This is a genomic window from Paenalcaligenes suwonensis (assembly GCF_011290505.1).
GTDB classification, from domain to species: Bacteria; Pseudomonadota; Gammaproteobacteria; order Burkholderiales; family Burkholderiaceae_B; genus Paenalcaligenes; species Paenalcaligenes suwonensis.
Window position 1 is genome coordinate 56202 of record NZ_JAANPV010000005.1, and the last position, 16233, is coordinate 72434.

Sequence of the window (16233 nt, forward strand, 5' to 3'; positions counted from 1 at the left end):
CCCTGCGGTTGGCTACGCCATCAAAGGTTTGAGGAGCACCCACATGGCCCATGCCACATCGCAACGATCCCCTTTGGCTATTCTGAACCAACTGGAAAAACCCTTACTGTTCATTGGCTTGCTGTTGATGATCCTAATCATCAACTACCAAACCCTCTTTAGATACTCCATGTCTACCCTGACCACATGGGCTAGCCATCCCGAGCAATACCCCTGGATCACACTCTTTGGCGACCCCACCACCGTTAAGGCATGGTTACGCAGCAAAATAGGCTGGGCCACGTGGAGTGAAGAGCTTGCTCGCTATATTTTTGTATGGATTTCCTACTTAGCCGTATCACTGTCCATACTGTCTAAGAACAGTATCCGCATGGATGCCGTGCATAATGCACTCTCTCCTAGGCTACAGCAGATTGTATGGGTGGCTATTTATGCCCTAAGCCTGCTGCTTACTGCTGCCTTCTTGCAAATGGGGGTAGAGCACATTGCCATGCAACGCGAGTTTCCCCAAACCACCCCCGCCTTGCAAATCAACTATTTGGTGCCCTACCTGATTCTGCCCTTAGGTTTTGGTCTAATGAGCCTGCGCACCTTACAGTGTTTATATGAATCGTGGAAACAACTGCGCTGGTCTGATTTTGTCATTGGGTTGCTCATTCCTGTAGTACTGTTATCGCCACTCTTTGTTTGGGAATACGTAGACGCCACCTTATTGCTGTTTTGCTATTTTGTCGTGTTTATTGTGCTGGGCGTACCCGTCGCCTTTTCACTGGGGCTTGCCAGCATTGTGACCATTATTGGCGCCGGTACTCTGCCGCTGGACTACATCGCCCAAATCGCCTTTGTCTCTATAGACTCCTTCCCCATCATGGCTATACCGTTTTTTATTGCTGCCGGTATTTTCATGGGCGCAGGCGGGCTGTCTGAACGTTTGCTGATGGTAGCCGATAAATTAGTAGGCTCACTGCCCGGTGGCTTAGCGCTTGCCAGCATCATGACCTGCATGTTTTTTTCGGCCATTAGCGGTTCAGGCCCAGCAACGGTGGCCGCCATCGGCACTATTACCATCCCCGCCATGGCTGCTCGTGGCTACAACATTTACTTTGCCGCTGCAGTGGTAGCGTGTGCCGGTGCGATTGGCGTCATCATCCCGCCTAGCAACCCCTTTGTGGTGTATGGCGTGGCCGCTCAAGCCTCTATTGGCAAACTGTTTATTGCTGGCATTGTGCCTGGCTTGGTGATGGGATTGATGCTCATGGCCATCACCTACATTATCTCTAAAAAGAATGGCTGGAAAGGTGAGGACGGCGATCGCTCTTTACCCTCCGTATTGCTGTCACTATGGCAAGCCAAGTGGGCCTTACTGGTACCAGTCATTATTTTGGGTGGTATTTACGGGGGCATTATGACCCCTACTGAATCGGCTGCTGTCGCTGCCCTATACGGCTTGCTGATTGGTAAGTTTGTGTACCGCGAACTTAGCTGGAAGAAGCTATGGAATGCCAGCATTGAGGCCACACAAACCTCCTCTATCATTATTATTCTGATGGCCATGGCAACTATCTTTGGCAACATCATGACGCTGGAGCAAATTCCGGAAACCGTCGCCAGTGGCGTGCTCACTTTCACCGACAACAAATACCTAATTTTGTTTTTGATCTGCATTTTGCTGTTGATCATTGGGGTGTTCATGGAAGCACTGGCGGCTATTGTCATCATTACCCCAGTACTGTTGCCCTTGGTGCTGAAGCTGGGGGTAGACCCCATTCACTTTGGGGTGATCATGGTGGTGGGCTTAGCTATTGGCTTTATTACACCACCTGTGGGGGTAAACCTGTTTGTTGCTAGCGGTATCGCCAAAATCGGCATCGACAAAATCGCTAAGGCAAGCTTCCCACTGCTGCTCATCATGATTTTGGTATTGCTACTGGTGACCTATATTCCTGCTATCTCGTTGGTGCTGCTATGACCACACTTACTCATCGCCACGTATGCCGTGCCAGCCTAGAGGCGTTGTATCACTACGCGAGTAACGATGGGCTCGCACCGGTGTGTTTTGCCTTAGTCGATGCACAAGGGGATTTGCTATGTTTTGAACGCATGGATGGCGCCCCCGTGCGTACCATTAACATTGCTATTGCTAAAGCTTATACGGCTGCCCGCATGGGTGGCAGTACGCGACAATTTAGGCAACGCCTACACAACGAAAACCTGCACTGTAGCGAATTTATGGACCCAGCTCTATGTGCCTTACCGGGTGGTGTCATCCTGACACTGCCGTCTCAACCTTTTGTGGCCCTAGGAGTAAGTGGCCGCTCACTAGACGATGACGAAAAGCTAGCACTTCAACTGGTACAACACTTGCACGCGCACCTCTCGTAAAACCACAGACCATTCATGGCAAGTCAGATTAACGCTAGGGATACACATAACCCGCATTACGCGTCTGTATAATAGGATGTATTCACGTACAATTTCCTATTCTCTATTTTTCTTTCTTGCCATGACTAACTCCACTAGCTCCACCTCACACAAATTGATACGCCAAGCGCTCAGTGCTATTTATTTCTTTGGTGGAATTGTGGGTTTATATGTGCTGCTTTCCCAAGCCAAAATCTTTATGGTTTCAGCCATCGCGGTTATTTTGTTTTCGCTGATGCTGATTCAAAACTTGGTTGCTATTTATGGTGGCGTAAAGTTTTGGCGTGGTAACCCTGAAGGCGGCACATTACTGTACTGGTTATCATGGACCAGCGTACCCGTGTTCTCGTCCACCATGCTGTCGTATCACAGCATTATCGGCTTGGGCTTAACACCCATCATCACCCTCACCCCCGGTATGTACAACTTCCACATACAGTTCACTCTGGGCTACGAGGGCGCGCTTAAATGGTTCCCTACTTTTGATATTTTCCAATTAGGCTTGAACCTAGCCCCCTTGCTGTTCATCGTAGTGATCCGCATGCTGTTGCAAGCTGGCTCTGACAAACCCATACAAATCTAAGCATGAGCCCTACGCTAAAACAGCCTTGCCCGTGTGGTACGGGCAAGCGCTATGAGCTCTGTTGCAGCCGCTGGCATCACGGTAGCGAGTACTGCCAAGCCCCCGATGCCGAGCAGCTCATGCGCTCTAGGTACTGCGCATTTGTGCTGCGCCTACCCCAATATTTAGTGGACACATGGCACCCTAGTACGCGCCCAACTGAGCTTGAACTGGATGACCGTTTTACCAAATGGATAGGGCTACAAATACATCATGCGCATCAGCATGATGACACGCATGCCGAAGTCAGTTTTACCGCACGCTATAAAGAAAATGGAAAAGCAGGCCGTTTACATGAAGTCAGTCGTTTTATAAAAGAACAGACGCAATGGTTTTATGTAGATGGTCAGTTTCCTGAATAACAAAAACAGAAAACCTTTATAAAATTGACATACTCTGAAACGCGTCAGCCATCAGATTGTCAGAAAATTACGTTATGATCTTTCTGAACATAATCTTTCTCAATGGAGAGCACTCATGACAATTAAATACTCTGCTGCGGCACTATCGCTGGCTCTGCTGTTTAGCCCTCTTAGCCATGCAGACTCCACCGTTCCTTATGTAAACGAGTACCTGCCCGACATCGCCGAGAAAAACACCGCCGTTGCCGAGCGTTTTGTGCACTTCTTTGAGCCTGTTGCCGGTCAAGCTGAGTGGATCAAAAACTATGGTACGACCACTCCTGCTCGTTTAGTCACAGCGGGCGAGAACGAACAAAACTATCTGGTCTTCCAAGGCTGCAAACCGCACGACTGCAACACACAAAGCTACTTGGTGCTGTACAACCCTAAATCGGAACAATTTGAAGCCGGTGCTTTGCGTACAGACACAATGAACGATCAAGGTGCATTGACTGAAACCAAAATCAAATGGTTAGGCGAAGCCAACGACAGCCTGACTCAAGTGATGTGGGATGAGTTCACCCCTAGCGAATAAGACGATCAGCCGCATTGCCTATGCATGCTAGTCTGACACGAAAAAATCCCCCTAACGCTCTATGCCTTAGGGGGATTTTTTTATGCCGTGATTACTACTGGCCGGCAATTACGCCGCCTGATGTAACACCGTTTCTGGCAATAAACTTGCTGCGGCCGTATCCATAATAATGCGCACATTCGTATGCTGTTTTAAGACCGTGGCGGGCATAGCTTCACTGGCCGAACTCTCAAAGTAATTCAGCATAGTCTGCGCTTTATGTGCCCCCGTTACCACCAACAGGATTTCGCGTGCTTGCACAATATCTTGTATGCCCATTGTCAGTGCATGGTGCGGCACTTCGGCACTATTCTCAAAGAAACGACCATTATCTATACGCGTGCGCTCTGAAAGCTCCACCACATGGGTACGGCTATCAAAACTCGTACCCGGCTCATTAAAGCCTATGTGGCCATTAGAGCCTATACCTAATAGTTGCAGATCTAACCCACCCTCTTCCTGTATGCGCGACGAATAGTGCAAACACTCGGCCTGCCAATCGGTAGCCAAACCATTGGGCAAATGCAATTGCGCTTCGGTAAAGGGTAAGAGATTAAACAAATGCTGATGCATGTAGTAGTTATAGCTTTGTGGGTGCGCAGGCGATAAGCCCACGTACTCGTCTAAATTAAAGCTATGCAATTTACTCACGTCTAGCTGCAGTGCATTAACCTGCTGCACAAACTGTTGATAGACAGGCTCCATGGTCCCCCCTGTCGCCAGCCCCAACACAGCATTAGGTTTTTTTTGTATCAGTTGGATCAAGTGATTACTCACATGCGCAGCAACCGCTTGCGAATCAGGCAGTACAAGAAACATGAAACACTACAATAAAAAAGTAAAAATAACGAAAAAATCGGTCACCAAATGGCTAAAGCATCATTCTGGCTAAAAACACAGTGTTTTGCACCCTCTTTTTAACAAAGCTAAACGTTTACAGCGTATTTTTATACACTACGCCATTTTTCATGATCAGGTGAAAGTTTTGCTCTGGGTTCGCCACGAAGTCCAAATTTTTTTCGGGGTCCCCATCGGCAATAATCAAATCCGCATACGCGCCTTTCTCTAGCTTGCCTAAGGTATGTGGATACGGATCACGAGCTCCTGCTAAGGCCACATACTCCCCGTTCATACCTGTGCCCTGTTTCAACACCGTTAACGGGTCATAGAAACGCGTTAACTTAGCAAGCTGCTTACCTTGTGTGCGTGTGTTATTGGCATTAAACAGAACATCGGTCCCCCATCCTGTATGGATATTGTATTTTTGTGCCATCTCATACGCATGTACGGTCCCTTGTGCCACTTCGTGCTGCGCCTGACGGCGTGCATCATCTGGGTAGAAGTTCGCATCTTCGTCTTGCAAGAACGGCTGTAGGCTCCACCACGTATCGGTGTCATGCATCATCTTGACGCTTTCTTCATCGGCTAACTGCCCATGCTCAATACTTTTCACCCCAGCTCGTATGCAACGCTGAATACCCGTAGGCGTATACACGTGCGCCATCACGTAGGTATTCCAGTCTGATGCTGCCGCCACAGCCGCTTTTAGCTCGGCTTCGGTGTATTGCGTGCTATCGAGTGGGTCGTACATCGATGCCACGCCACCACCCGCCAAAATCTTAATCTGCGATGCCCCTAGCATCAGTTGTTCACGCACCCTACGCAGTACCTCATCCGCACCGTCAGCAATCATGGCAACGCCTACACGCTCCACCAAGGCTAAATCAGCCGCCCCCGCACGAGGTAAGTCGCTACGCATACGGAAGTCGCCATGGCCAGAGGTTTGCGAAATCATGGCGCCCGATGGATAAATACGCGGCCCATCAATAATGCCCTCATCAATGGCTCGTTTTAGCGCAAAGGCTGGGCCACCGGGGTCGCGAATCGTCGTAAAACCACGCAGCAATGTGTTTTGGGCTTCTTTGGCTGCGACCAAATATAAATACCCTACATCAGAGGTCATCGCAGTCACCTGATTGATCGCCGCCAACATAGTGTGCCAATGCACATCAATTAAACCTGGCATCAACAGTTTGCCGCCCGCATCAATCAGCTCGGCATCATTCACCGGTTCTGACTCGGGAATAATGTCTTCAATCATGCCACCACGCAGCACCAGCTTCATCCCCAACTGTGGTTTGGAGCCTGTACCGTCAAACAATCGGCAATTATGAATCACTACTGGGCGAGGGGGCGTCTTTGGTGTAGCGCTACTTGCGGCTCCCGCGCTACGCGTCATGCCTGAAAAAGCAGCTGCCATGGCCACCGCGCCACCCAAAAACTGGCGTCTGGACATGTCTGCCATCACTCTGGCATGCAAAATTTGCATAATGGTGCCACCGCACTCACAGCCTCTACGTCGCTGAACTTTACCGGGTGTAGCCCCTGTTAGCGAAAACAGCCCTTGCTGCGACCAGCTTTGTCGTAATGCGTTCTGCATGCCAAAAATCACCCATGAAAATGGTTAAGTAGCCTTCTACAGCTGAGATCATACTCAAAGCTGTGTTCCCTGCCTGCTCTTTCGTACAACTTGTCACATATAAAAAACCCGCTACACCATCGGGTATAGCGGGCAAAGGCACTACTTACTTATTTCTATGCATTACTCAAAAGAGCGAGAACGCAGCAACTCTGGTTTCATAATAGGCTTATGACCCGTATTGGCATGATCCGCCAACAACTCGCCATTCAGCTCTGTACCGTAGCGCGTATTCTTGTGGAAGGTATCTAGGTACATTTCACGTGTTTCACGAACATCGCCGGTGTAACGCGGATCTTGAGGACGCTCACGTGTGTCGATGTACTCGGCCAAATCCCATGCTTGCTGATCTGTCAGCGAGTTAGGCTTACCCAATGGCATGTTTTGTTTCACAAACGCAGCCAAGGTAAACGGACGAGCAATACCAGCTCCCCAGTTATAGGAGCCATCGCCCCACAGCGCAGGGAAAATAACCTTATCGCCCTTCATGGTGCCTGCACCGTCTTCAGCGTGACACATCGCACACTGGGCTTGGTACAGTTCACGACCTCGTTCTACATCAGGTTTTAGCTCAGGGTCTGCCAAACGCGCATAACCACGGCCATACAGTTTTTCATCAGCGGCTGGGTACATAGGTACACCACGTGCTAACCACTGGTGGTAAGCCGTTAGCGCCAGCATATTGTCGCTACCGTACTCAGGTGGAATACCATTCATAGAATAGGCAAAACAACCTACGATACGTTCTTCCAAGTTGTTAACGTGACCATTTTTGCCACGGTAATCAGGCAACGTCACCACTGCAGGCCACACGGGGCCAGCGTTAGGCAAACGCCCTTCCCCCATATGGCAACTGCTACAGTTCATGTTGTTAAACACGTTCACACCGCGCAACTGCTGCGTGTCTACAAATAGATCATGGCCACGACGAATCACCGCTTTTAACTCAGGGTGTAGATCTGACGCTTCCAAATCTTCCATCGTAGGTGGAATGTGCACATAATCACCGTCTGCGGGGGCCTTAAAGCCAGGTGCCATCTGTGACAATTGCTCTAGCAATGCCGGATCAAAGCCGCTGGTTTTTGCAGGCTCTTCAGCAGCCAACACCGATGTCGCCACAACGGAAGCACCAATCCATAGCAAAATATTTTTTTTCATGAGTTACTCCTTGCTAGTGGCTTCTTGTTTGGCCAACCACGCTGACACAGCTTGAATGTCACGATCATTCATGCGGCGCGCGATGCTTCCCATCAAGTCTTGTGGGTCATTTTTCCTGGAACCGTCTTGCCAGTGTTTCAACTGCGCAGCGATATAACCTTCGTGTTGACCCGCAATATTCGGAAAGAAGTGACCTACGCCTTGGCTACCTGGGCCATGGCAGCTTTGACAAGAAACAATGTAGCGATCCCAATCACCATGCTCTACCAGCTTCTGGCCATGTTCCAACAACGCTTCGTCAGCATTTACCGTGACATTGGTGGTGTCTGGGAATGGCAGGCTTTCAAAGTAGATCGCCACATCCATCATTTGATCGTCATTCAGCATCATGCTGAAGGGTTTCATACTGATGTTGTCGCGCGTGCCGTCTTTAAAGGCTTTTAACTGCGCAACAAGATAGTCGCGGTCCTGACCCGCCAAACGTGGCCATGACTCACCACCAGGAATACTCATCCCACCACCATTTGCTTGGTGACAGGCAATACAGACCATTGCGGCGTTTTTACCGCGCTCGATGGCGGCAGCATCATCTTGGGCTAACGCAGCAGGCGACATCACTGCGGTCAATACTAACGCAGCGGCCCCCATCAGCCCGCTCATACAGGAAAAGGGTTTTTTATTCATAAATAATATGTCCCATTGTCACAGCTTTGATAAAGCTGCTGTTTTTGAGGTGCTTAAAAAACTGGTGAAAGCTGATAGACCTTTCACCTGTATTTCATTATGCCCAGCGATGCCGAACAAAATAAATACACAAAATCGTGTATTGCCCCTACTTAAGTTATGGGTTTTCTTGCTCTTTCCCTGTACTGTGTGCTGATTTTTTTCCTGCACTACCTTAGGCGTGGGGAAGCGGTTTATGGCCTCCTAACAACGTGGTCGCCACCTCACTAATACATCGTCGCAACCAAATAGCATCGGGTGCTTTATGGGTACGTCGGTGCCAAAGCTGATAAAACCGCATGGGTGGAAAAGCAATAGGTGCATCCAACACTACAATGGGCAAATGCTTGGCGTAATGCTGTGCAAACTGACGCCCTGTGGTAAACACCATATCTGTGCGCATTAATACATAAGGCACTAAGCCAAAATAAGGCACCGCCATTTGCACACGACGCCGTAAGCCTTGTTCGGCCAAGCAGCCATCAATGAAATTACTACGATGCGAGACATAGGGTGTAGGCGCTAAATGCGGTAATTCCAAAAAGTGCTTCATAGAAATTCCTTTCTGCGCCAACGGATGATGCGCACCCAGCATACAGACCACCTCGTCATCAAACAAACGAGAGCGATATAGTTGCGGTGGCGGTTCTAGCCAGTTGCCAATGACTACATCTAGCTGCCCTTCCTCCAATAACGCAGCGTAGTTACTTTCATGGCTAATGGCGTGCACATACAGTTTGACGTGAGGTGCCTCACTGCGCATTTTTTCGATGATCGTGGGTAAAAATAGCGTGTCCAAATAATCCGGCGCCGCTAAATGAAACTCCCGCTCTGAGTGTTGAGGATCAAAATCTTCCGGGGGGTTAGCGATACGTTCTATGGCTTGTAAGGCTTCATTGGCGTAGTGCAGCAGCTCTGTCCCGCGTGCTGTAGGTACCATGCCTGATTTGCCACGCAATAGAATCTGATCCCCCGTGATTTCACGAAGTCGTCGCAACGCATTGCTGATTGCAGGTTGGGATTGCCCCATCTGCAAGGCCGTACGCGATACGCTTTGCTCGGTAAGCAATAACTGCAATACCCGCAATAAATAAGTATCTAAAGGCTCTTTTGGTCTAATCATCTGAGCATTATCCCTAGCCCATACTGAACTGCCTAGTTATGTAATTCCCTCATGATGCAGTTCTGATAGTCATCATCAGCCCCTAGAAATACTGTAATGACATCAGCCTGTTATGCTGAATGCAGCCATTCATTACATTTACTACATAACAGGCAAGGCTATGGAGACACCCCCTATCCGCTTCTATTATCGCGGACACGTTCACGAGGTGCAGAACGCCCCCACTACGCGCACGTTGCTACAGCATTTACGTGAAGACCTGCACTGCACCGGTACTAAAGAAGGCTGCGCCGAAGGCGACTGCGGCGCATGCACCGTGGTGGTGGCCGAATTAGATGCCGACCAAAACGTACAGATGCGTGCTATTAACTCGTGCATCCAGTTGCTGCCGTCCTTAGATGGCAAAGCCATTTTTAGCGTAGAAGACCTACAAGCCGCTGATCAACGTCTACACCCTGTACAGCAAGCCATGCTGGAGTGTCATGGCTCCCAATGCGGTTTCTGTACGCCGGGCTTCTTAATGTCTATGTGGGCACTGTATTTGCAGCATACGGCAAACCAGACCATTCCCACCCGCGACGAGATTGATGCCGCACTATCTGGAAACTTATGCCGTTGCACAGGCTACCGTCCTATTATTGACGCCTGCGAACGCATGTTCAGCTACGAGCAGCCAGAGTTCAACCAAAACACACTAAAACATACCCTCTTGGACTTACAACGAGACAGCTCGTTGCATTACCAACATGAGGATCAGCAGTTTCATGCCCCACTGACGTTAGATGAACTGGCAGAACTACGTGAAGCCCACCCGGATGCCCGCATATTGGCAGGCAGCACCGACATAGGCTTATGGGTAACACGTCAATTCAGGCACCTGCCGCATTTGCTCTACATAGGCCGCGTTCAGGAACTACAACGTATTGATCACCATGATGGTGACTACCTGTACATAGGTGCAGGCGTATTGTTGAACCCTGCCTTTGAAGCGTTATGTCAGTACTACCCCGACCTGCATGAATTACATCAACGCTTTGCCTCACACCCCATACGCAACTCAGGCACCTTAGGTGGCAACATTGCCAATGGCTCGCCCATCGGTGATTCCATGCCCGCCTTAATTTGCTTAAATGCCCGTATCGTGCTGCGTAAAGGCAGCGTAGAGCGTGATATGCCGCTAGAGGATTTCTACCTCGCCTATCAGAAAAACGCACTACAACCCGGTGAGTTTGTACAAGGCTTACGCGTACCTCGCGAGCAACCAGGCCTACAGTTTCATACCTACAAACTGGCCAAACGGTATAACCAAGATATTTCTGCCGTCTGCGCCGCATTCTCGGTAGTACTGGATGCAGAGCAGCAGGTCAGCCACGTACGTATTGCCTTTGGCGGTATGGCTGCCACCCCTATTCGCGCACGCCACACCGAACAATTCCTGCTAGGTAAAAAATGGGAGGACAAGACCATTGCTGTAGCCGTCAGCACCTTGCGTGATGAGTTCCAACCCCTAAGTGATATGCGCGCCAGTGCCGATTACCGTCGCACCGCTGCGGCGAACTTACTACGTCGCTTTTACCTGCATACCCACCCCAATCACGCTTTGGCCACCCACGAGCTCAATGTGTTTGAGTTCGCTCGCACCACTACTCAGGGAGTACAGCCATGAACCATCGCACGGACTCTCTAGACCCTGCTCTGTTTCTGGAGGCTCGCCAAGTCGGTGTATCGCCTTTTCACGAATCGGCAGTACTGCACCTAAACGGCAAAGCCATCTATACCGATGACATTCCCGAGTCACAGGGTACATTGCACATAGCCCTAGGCCTATCGTCGCACGCTCACGCGAATATCCTGTCTATGGATTTGCAAGCGGTAAAAGACGCGGAAGGTGTAGTAGCCGTGTTAACGGTGGCCGATATACCGGGCGAGAACAACTGCGGCCCTGTGCTGCATGACGACCCTCTCTTAGCCGATGATGTGGTGCACTACGTAGGCCAACCTATTTTTGCGGTGATTGCTCGCAGTCATGAGTTGGCACGGCGTGCCGCACGGCTTGGCAACATCCAGTACGAACCCTTACCAGCTCTCCTGACGGCTAAAGAAGCCAAGGCAGCTGGTGCTAGTGTATTGCCCCCCTTTAATCTAGTGCGTGGTAACCCACATGAACAACTTGCTAGTGCACCACACCGCATTCAAGGCACATTTGAATGTGGCGGTCAGGAACAGTTTTACCTAGAAGGCCAAATCTCTTACGCCATCCCTCAAGACGATGGTGCCGTACGCATATGGTGCTCTACACAGCACCCTACCGAAATGCAGATGTTGGCCGCACGATCACTGAATGTCCCCACCCATAAAGTAGAAGTAACCTGCCGACGCATGGGCGGTGGTTTCGGAGGCAAAGAATCGCAATCGGCCTTGTATGCATGCTTAGCAGCCATTGCGGCACAGCAATTGCATCGCCCCATCAAGCTGCGCCTAGATCGTGAAGACGACATGACCATTACGGGTAAACGTCACGGCGTGTACTACGAATGGGACATAGGCTTTGACCAAGAAGGCCGCATTCTGGGTGCTCACGTAGACATGGCATTAAATGCTGGCTATTCAGCCGACTTGTCTGGCCCTGTAGCCACGCGCGCGGTGTGTCACTTTGACAATGCCTACTACCTAGAACACGTTGCCATACATGCGCTATGCGCACGTACCAATACACAGTCCAATACCGCATTCCGAGGCTTTGGCGGCCCACAAGGCGCACTGGTAATGGAAGTGATCTTGGATAACATTGGTCGCCACTTAGGCATAGACCCGTTGCTCGTCAGACAACGCAACTTCTATGGCCACGACGACCGCAACCTTACGCCCTATGGGCAGGTCGTGACAGATAACGTGATTGATACGCTGGTAGAAGAGCTCAGCGTAGACAGCCGTTATCACGAACGCCGCCAAGCCGTACTAGAATTCAACCGCAACAATACTATTCTAAAAAAAGGCTTGGCACTCACACCCGTGAAGTTTGGGATTTCCTTTAACTTCCCCGCCTTTAACCAAGCCGGTGCATTGGTACACGTGTACCGTGATGGTTCTGTACTGGTGAACCACGGCGGCACCGAAATGGGTCAAGGGTTAAACACCAAAGTGGCGCAAGTAGTGGCGCACGAGTTGGGCTTAACTTTGGATCACGTGCGCTGCACCGCGACAGACACCAGTAAAGTGGCCAACACCTCGGCTACCGCTGCCTCTACAGGCTCAGACTTAAACGGTATGGCGGCGCAAGACGCCGCTGCCCAAATCCGTGCACGTCTAACCGAGTTCTGGGCAACGCGCCAACAGCTACAAGCCGAAGACATACACTTTGCTAAAGGCATGGTATATGCCGGCAGCCTAGTGACTCCCTTTGCGGAGGTAGTAGAACAGGCTTACCTGCAACGCATACAGTTATGGTCAGACGGCTTTTACGCCACCCCCGGCCTGCACTGGGATGGCGTAAAAATGACGGGTAACCCCTTCTACTATTTCTCCTATGGTGCGGCGGTAGCTGAAGTCGTGCTGGACACCTTAACTGGTGAATGGTCGCTGCTGGCGGCGGATGCTCTGCATGATGTAGGGCGTTCACTTAACCCTGCCTTGGATATAGGCCAAGTAGAAGGTGCGTTTATTCAAGGTATGGGCTGGCTAACGCTAGAAGAATTATGGTGGGATAAAGACGGCAGGCTTAGAACACATGCCCCTTCTACCTATAAGATTCCGGCTATTCGAGATTGCCCTGAACACTTTTCCGTCAAACTCTTTGACAACCAGAATACGCAACCCAGCATTCACCGATCCAAAGCCGTAGGTGAACCACCCTTGCTGCTGCCTTTCTGCGTGTTTAACGCATTACGTGACGCCGTTGCCAGTACCAGCAACTATACGCGTCAGCCCACGCTGAACGCACCAGCTACCCCCGAAGCCATACTCGCTGCGGTAGAGCGTGCGCAACTCGGGAGCTAAGTATGCCCGCGTTAATTCGTCAAGCACGGCGACTATTAGATAAGGGCGAGGCCGCCGTATTGATTACGGTGGCCCAAACCAAAGGTTCAGCCCCCCGTAATGCTGGTACCCGTATGTTGGTCAGCAATGACCAACTATGGCAAACCATTGGTGGTGGCCACCTAGAGTGGCAAGCCATACGCCAAGCCCGCGCCCTCATCCAACAATCCCCTATAGGCAAATCAACAAGGCAAGTTGAACACTACCCACTGGGGCCTAAATTGGGACAGTGTTGCGGTGGCATGGTCACCTTGGTTTTTGAACTGTTGGGCAGTGAAGACCTAGAGTGGTTAGAAGAACTCGCTGTATTGTTAGATACCGGAAAAAGCGCACAGCGCCGTGTTGGTATGGGGGCGCAACACGATGTCAGCCTACTGGAACTACCGCACAGCTTAGGCCATACCCGCTTGGATCACGACCTAGACGGCCACACACAATGGTTTACCGATGAACTATCCCCTCCTGCCATTCCAGTGATTTTGTTTGGCGCGGGACATATTGGTAAAGCCCTCGTGCATTTTCTGGGTAGCTTAAGTGATTGCTCAGTCACCTGGGTAGATGAGCGCGAAGCGGAATTTCCCGACAGTATCCCTAGCAACGTGCAAGTGCACATCACCGACTTTCCCGAAGAAGCCGTCGCCTTAGCGCCCGCTAATGCGTATTTCCTAGTGATGACACACCGACACGACTTGGATCAAAAGCTGTGTCAGCATATTTTGCAACGCAACGATTTCCGCTATGCCGGTTTAATAGGATCACAAACCAAACGTCAGCAATTTGAAAAGCGCTTTCGCCAGCGCGGTATAGAAGACAATGTCATTGAGCGGCTTACCTGCCCCATAGGCATAGGCCACATTCGCAGCAAAGAACCTGCCGCCATTGCGGTCGCCATCACGGCACAATTGCTACAACTACACGAATCCTTTTTGTAATCGCCACCTCTTCTACCATGACAAACACACTTCCCCCTTCTTCCGACCTGCATGCTTTTAGAGGTAGCCTGCTGTACTTTCATCAGCAGCCTGATGCCAATATCCCGGATCATCAGCATTGCCTGAACTACCATGCAGATGGACTGCTACTCGTAGAGAATGGAAAAATTCTGGCCTGTGGTGACTACAGCGCACTAAAAGAGTCGTTGCAACCACACACCCCACTGACACAGTTCCACAATAAGCTGATCATGCCTGGCTTTATTGATAGCCACATTCACTTCCCACAAACGGAAATGATTGCGTCACCAGCACCCGACCTATTGCCATGGCTAGAAAACTATACCTTTCCTACTGAAAAACGCTTTGCTGACCCCATACACGCCGCAGAAATCAGTGAATTCTTTTTAGACGAGTTACTTCGTAATGGCACAACCACGGCCATGGTGTACTGCACCTCACACAAAGAAGCCACGGATGCCTTCTTTGAAGCCAGCCACCGACGCAACCTGCGCATGATTGCTGGCAAAGTGCTGATGGACAGAAACTGCCCCGACTACTTGCAAGACACGGCAGAAAGCGGCGCCGTAGATAGTGAGGCCTTGATACAGCGCTGGCACGGCACAGGCAGACAGCTATACGCATTGACACCACGCTTTGCACCTACCTCTACCCCGGAACAACTAGGGCGCTGTGGTGAGCTTGCTAAGGCCTATACCGACGTCTACATACAAAGCCATGTAGCCGAAAGCCAAGCCGAAGTGAAATGGGCGGCCGAACTGTTTCCGAACAGCCGTAGTTACCTAGACATTTACGACCAATACTGCCTACTGCGCCCCAAGGCGGTATACGGACACTGTATCTGGTTAGATGACACCGACCGAGGCCGTATGCGTGACACCCAAAGCGTAGCGGCCCATTGCCCAACCTCGAACCTATTTTTAGGCAGCGGACTCTTTGACGTAGCCGCTGCTGAAAAAAGCCATATGCGTTACGCCTTGGCAACGGATGTAGGCGCTGGCACGTCGTTCTCGCTACTGCGCACCATGGACGAAGCCTACAAAGTCGCCCGATTGCAGCAGTATTATCTGCCCGCACTACAACTGTTCTATCACTGCACCGCTGGTGCTGCCGATGCCTTAGGCTTGGCTGGGAAAATAGGTACGTTAGCAGCAGGAGCCGAAGCAGATTTCATTGTGCTAGACCCCAATTCCACTCCGCTTTTAGCCAGACGCAGCACTGCGGCTAACAGCTTAGAGGAGCTGCTATTTGCTCTTGCATTGTTGGGGGATGATCGCTGTATACACGCGACCTATGCGGCGGGGGCTTGTGTGCATCAGCGTGAAGAGTAGCCTATAAGGCTGCGAAACCCGCATATCAACCAACTGCTGCCGTAGCCTAAGGCTTAGCATGCCATGAGCTTAAAGCCCACTTACTCACCACTGAGCTGCATTAGCCTAAGGTGGCTAAACCCGCTTATCAACCACCGGCTGCCATAGCCTAAGGCTGCGAAAGTATTTTTTTATTTGAGACACCAAATAAAAAAATACTTCCATCCGCCTTTTGCTCGTCGCTTGCAGAGGTTTCTAGGCAGATGATTTCTGTAGGTATGCATACTTCTGCACAGAGCACTACCCCTAATACGAAACAGCCTCTTGTACGTCGCTAACCAACACTACGCATAGAGGTCTACATCTATCCTTAGCGGAGTATTTCGAGGCTAGCGTACTCCCCTACAAGAAAGGGCTGTAAATCTATCAATAAC

At 50.5% G+C, this 16233-nt stretch carries 14 protein-coding genes; 9 read left to right on the forward strand and 5 right to left on the reverse strand.

Annotated elements, in window-relative coordinates; all coding sequences use genetic code 11:
* Window positions 1-43: 43 nt before the first annotated feature.
* The 5 genes from GY634_RS08935 to GY634_RS08955 all read left to right on the forward strand — a co-directional run bounded on the left by GY634_RS08935 (window position 44) and on the right by GY634_RS08955 (window position 3979).
* Window positions 44-1969: a TRAP transporter large permease gene (locus GY634_RS08935; RefSeq protein ID WP_207625560.1), complete on the forward strand. Its 1926-nt coding sequence runs from the start codon at window positions 44-46 to the stop codon at window positions 1967-1969.
* Window positions 1966-2382 (forward strand): GlcG/HbpS family heme-binding protein, encoded by a 417-nt coding sequence (locus tag GY634_RS08940; protein ID WP_166408203.1) that lies wholly within the window; start codon window positions 1966-1968, stop codon window positions 2380-2382. The genes GY634_RS08935 and GY634_RS08940 overlap by 4 nt, the downstream gene beginning before the upstream one ends.
* A gap of 121 nt (window positions 2383-2503) precedes the next feature.
* Window positions 2504-3004: a hypothetical protein gene (locus tag GY634_RS08945; RefSeq protein WP_166408204.1), complete on the forward strand. Its 501-nt coding sequence runs from the start codon at window positions 2504-2506 to the stop codon at window positions 3002-3004.
* Between the two features lie 2 nt (window positions 3005-3006).
* Window positions 3007-3405, forward strand: a complete 399-nt coding sequence (locus tag GY634_RS08950; protein WP_166408205.1) for a YchJ family protein — start codon at window positions 3007-3009, stop codon at window positions 3403-3405.
* A gap of 115 nt (window positions 3406-3520) precedes the next feature.
* Window positions 3521-3979 (forward strand): Ivy family c-type lysozyme inhibitor, encoded by a 459-nt coding sequence (locus tag GY634_RS08955; protein WP_166408206.1) that lies wholly within the window; start codon window positions 3521-3523, stop codon window positions 3977-3979.
* A 108-nt stretch (window positions 3980-4087) separates the two neighbouring features.
* Here the strand turns inward: GY634_RS08955 and nagB are convergent, their stop codons facing one another.
* The 5 genes from nagB to GY634_RS08980 all read right to left on the reverse strand — a co-directional run bounded on the left by nagB (window position 4088) and on the right by GY634_RS08980 (window position 9501).
* Complete coding sequence (nagB, locus tag GY634_RS08960) at window positions 4088-4837, reverse strand: glucosamine-6-phosphate deaminase (RefSeq protein ID WP_166408207.1); 750 nt, start codon at window positions 4835-4837, stop codon at window positions 4088-4090.
* A gap of 115 nt (window positions 4838-4952) precedes the next feature.
* Window positions 4953-6458, reverse strand: coding sequence for a metal-dependent hydrolase family protein (locus tag GY634_RS08965; RefSeq protein ID WP_207625562.1), 1506 nt, complete (start codon window positions 6456-6458; stop codon window positions 4953-4955).
* A 162-nt stretch (window positions 6459-6620) separates the two neighbouring features.
* Window positions 6621-7655 carry a c-type cytochrome gene (locus GY634_RS08970; protein WP_166408208.1) on the reverse strand — a complete coding sequence of 345 codons (1035 nt, stop codon included), beginning with the start codon at window positions 7653-7655 and terminating at the stop codon, window positions 6621-6623.
* A gap of 3 nt (window positions 7656-7658) precedes the next feature.
* The gene (locus GY634_RS08975; RefSeq protein WP_166408209.1) at window positions 7659-8339 is read right to left on the reverse strand and encodes a c-type cytochrome; all 681 of its coding nucleotides are present in this window, start codon (window positions 8337-8339) and stop codon (window positions 7659-7661) included.
* 214 nt (window positions 8340-8553) lie between these two features.
* Window positions 8554-9501 carry a LysR family transcriptional regulator gene (locus tag GY634_RS08980; protein WP_207625564.1) on the reverse strand — a complete coding sequence of 316 codons (948 nt, stop codon included), beginning with the start codon at window positions 9499-9501 and terminating at the stop codon, window positions 8554-8556.
* Between the two features lie 160 nt (window positions 9502-9661).
* Between GY634_RS08980 and xdhA the strand changes: the two genes are divergently transcribed.
* Genes xdhA through guaD form a run of 4 tightly spaced genes read left to right on the forward strand, consistent with a single transcriptional unit; the run spans window position 9662 to window position 15820 of the window.
* The gene (gene xdhA / locus GY634_RS08985) at window positions 9662-11167 is read left to right on the forward strand and encodes a xanthine dehydrogenase small subunit (RefSeq protein WP_166408210.1); all 1506 of its coding nucleotides are present in this window, start codon (window positions 9662-9664) and stop codon (window positions 11165-11167) included.
* Window positions 11164-13497 carry a xanthine dehydrogenase molybdopterin binding subunit gene (gene xdhB, locus GY634_RS08990; protein WP_166408211.1) on the forward strand — a complete coding sequence of 778 codons (2334 nt, stop codon included), beginning with the start codon at window positions 11164-11166 and terminating at the stop codon, window positions 13495-13497. Before xdhA ends, xdhB begins: the two co-directional genes overlap by 4 nt.
* Window positions 13498-13499: 2 nt before the next feature.
* Entirely contained in the window at window positions 13500-14468 is a 969-nt protein-coding gene (xdhC, locus tag GY634_RS08995) for a xanthine dehydrogenase accessory protein XdhC (protein ID WP_166408212.1), read from the forward strand.
* 17 nt (window positions 14469-14485) lie between these two features.
* Window positions 14486-15820, forward strand: coding sequence for a guanine deaminase (gene guaD, locus GY634_RS09000; protein WP_166408213.1), 1335 nt, complete (start codon window positions 14486-14488; stop codon window positions 15818-15820).
* Window positions 15821-16233: the final 413 nt, after the last annotated feature.

Coding starts and splice junctions, on each gene's coding strand:
- GY634_RS08935 (WP_207625560.1), top strand. CDS start 44: ATGGCCCATGCCACATCGCAACGATCCCCTTTGGCTATTCTGAACCAA.
- GY634_RS08940 (WP_166408203.1), top strand. CDS start 1,966: ATGACCACACTTACTCATCGCCACGTATGCCGTGCCAGCCTAGAGGCG.
- GY634_RS08945 (WP_166408204.1), top strand. CDS start 2,504: ATGACTAACTCCACTAGCTCCACCTCACACAAATTGATACGCCAAGCG.
- GY634_RS08950 (WP_166408205.1), top strand. CDS start 3,007: ATGAGCCCTACGCTAAAACAGCCTTGCCCGTGTGGTACGGGCAAGCGC.
- GY634_RS08955 (WP_166408206.1), top strand. CDS start 3,521: ATGACAATTAAATACTCTGCTGCGGCACTATCGCTGGCTCTGCTGTTT.
- nagB (WP_166408207.1), bottom strand. CDS start 4,837: ATGTTTCTTGTACTGCCTGATTCGCAAGCGGTTGCTGCGCATGTGAGT.
- GY634_RS08965 (WP_207625562.1), bottom strand. CDS start 6,458: ATGCAGAACGCATTACGACAAAGCTGGTCGCAGCAAGGGCTGTTTTCG.
- GY634_RS08970 (WP_166408208.1), bottom strand. CDS start 7,655: ATGAAAAAAAATATTTTGCTATGGATTGGTGCTTCCGTTGTGGCGACA.
- GY634_RS08975 (WP_166408209.1), bottom strand. CDS start 8,339: ATGAATAAAAAACCCTTTTCCTGTATGAGCGGGCTGATGGGGGCCGCT.
- GY634_RS08980 (WP_207625564.1), bottom strand. CDS start 9,501: ATGATTAGACCAAAAGAGCCTTTAGATACTTATTTATTGCGGGTATTG.
- xdhA (WP_166408210.1), top strand. CDS start 9,662: ATGGAGACACCCCCTATCCGCTTCTATTATCGCGGACACGTTCACGAG.
- xdhB (WP_166408211.1), top strand. CDS start 11,164: ATGAACCATCGCACGGACTCTCTAGACCCTGCTCTGTTTCTGGAGGCT.
- xdhC (WP_166408212.1), top strand. CDS start 13,500: ATGCCCGCGTTAATTCGTCAAGCACGGCGACTATTAGATAAGGGCGAG.
- guaD (WP_166408213.1), top strand. CDS start 14,486: ATGACAAACACACTTCCCCCTTCTTCCGACCTGCATGCTTTTAGAGGT.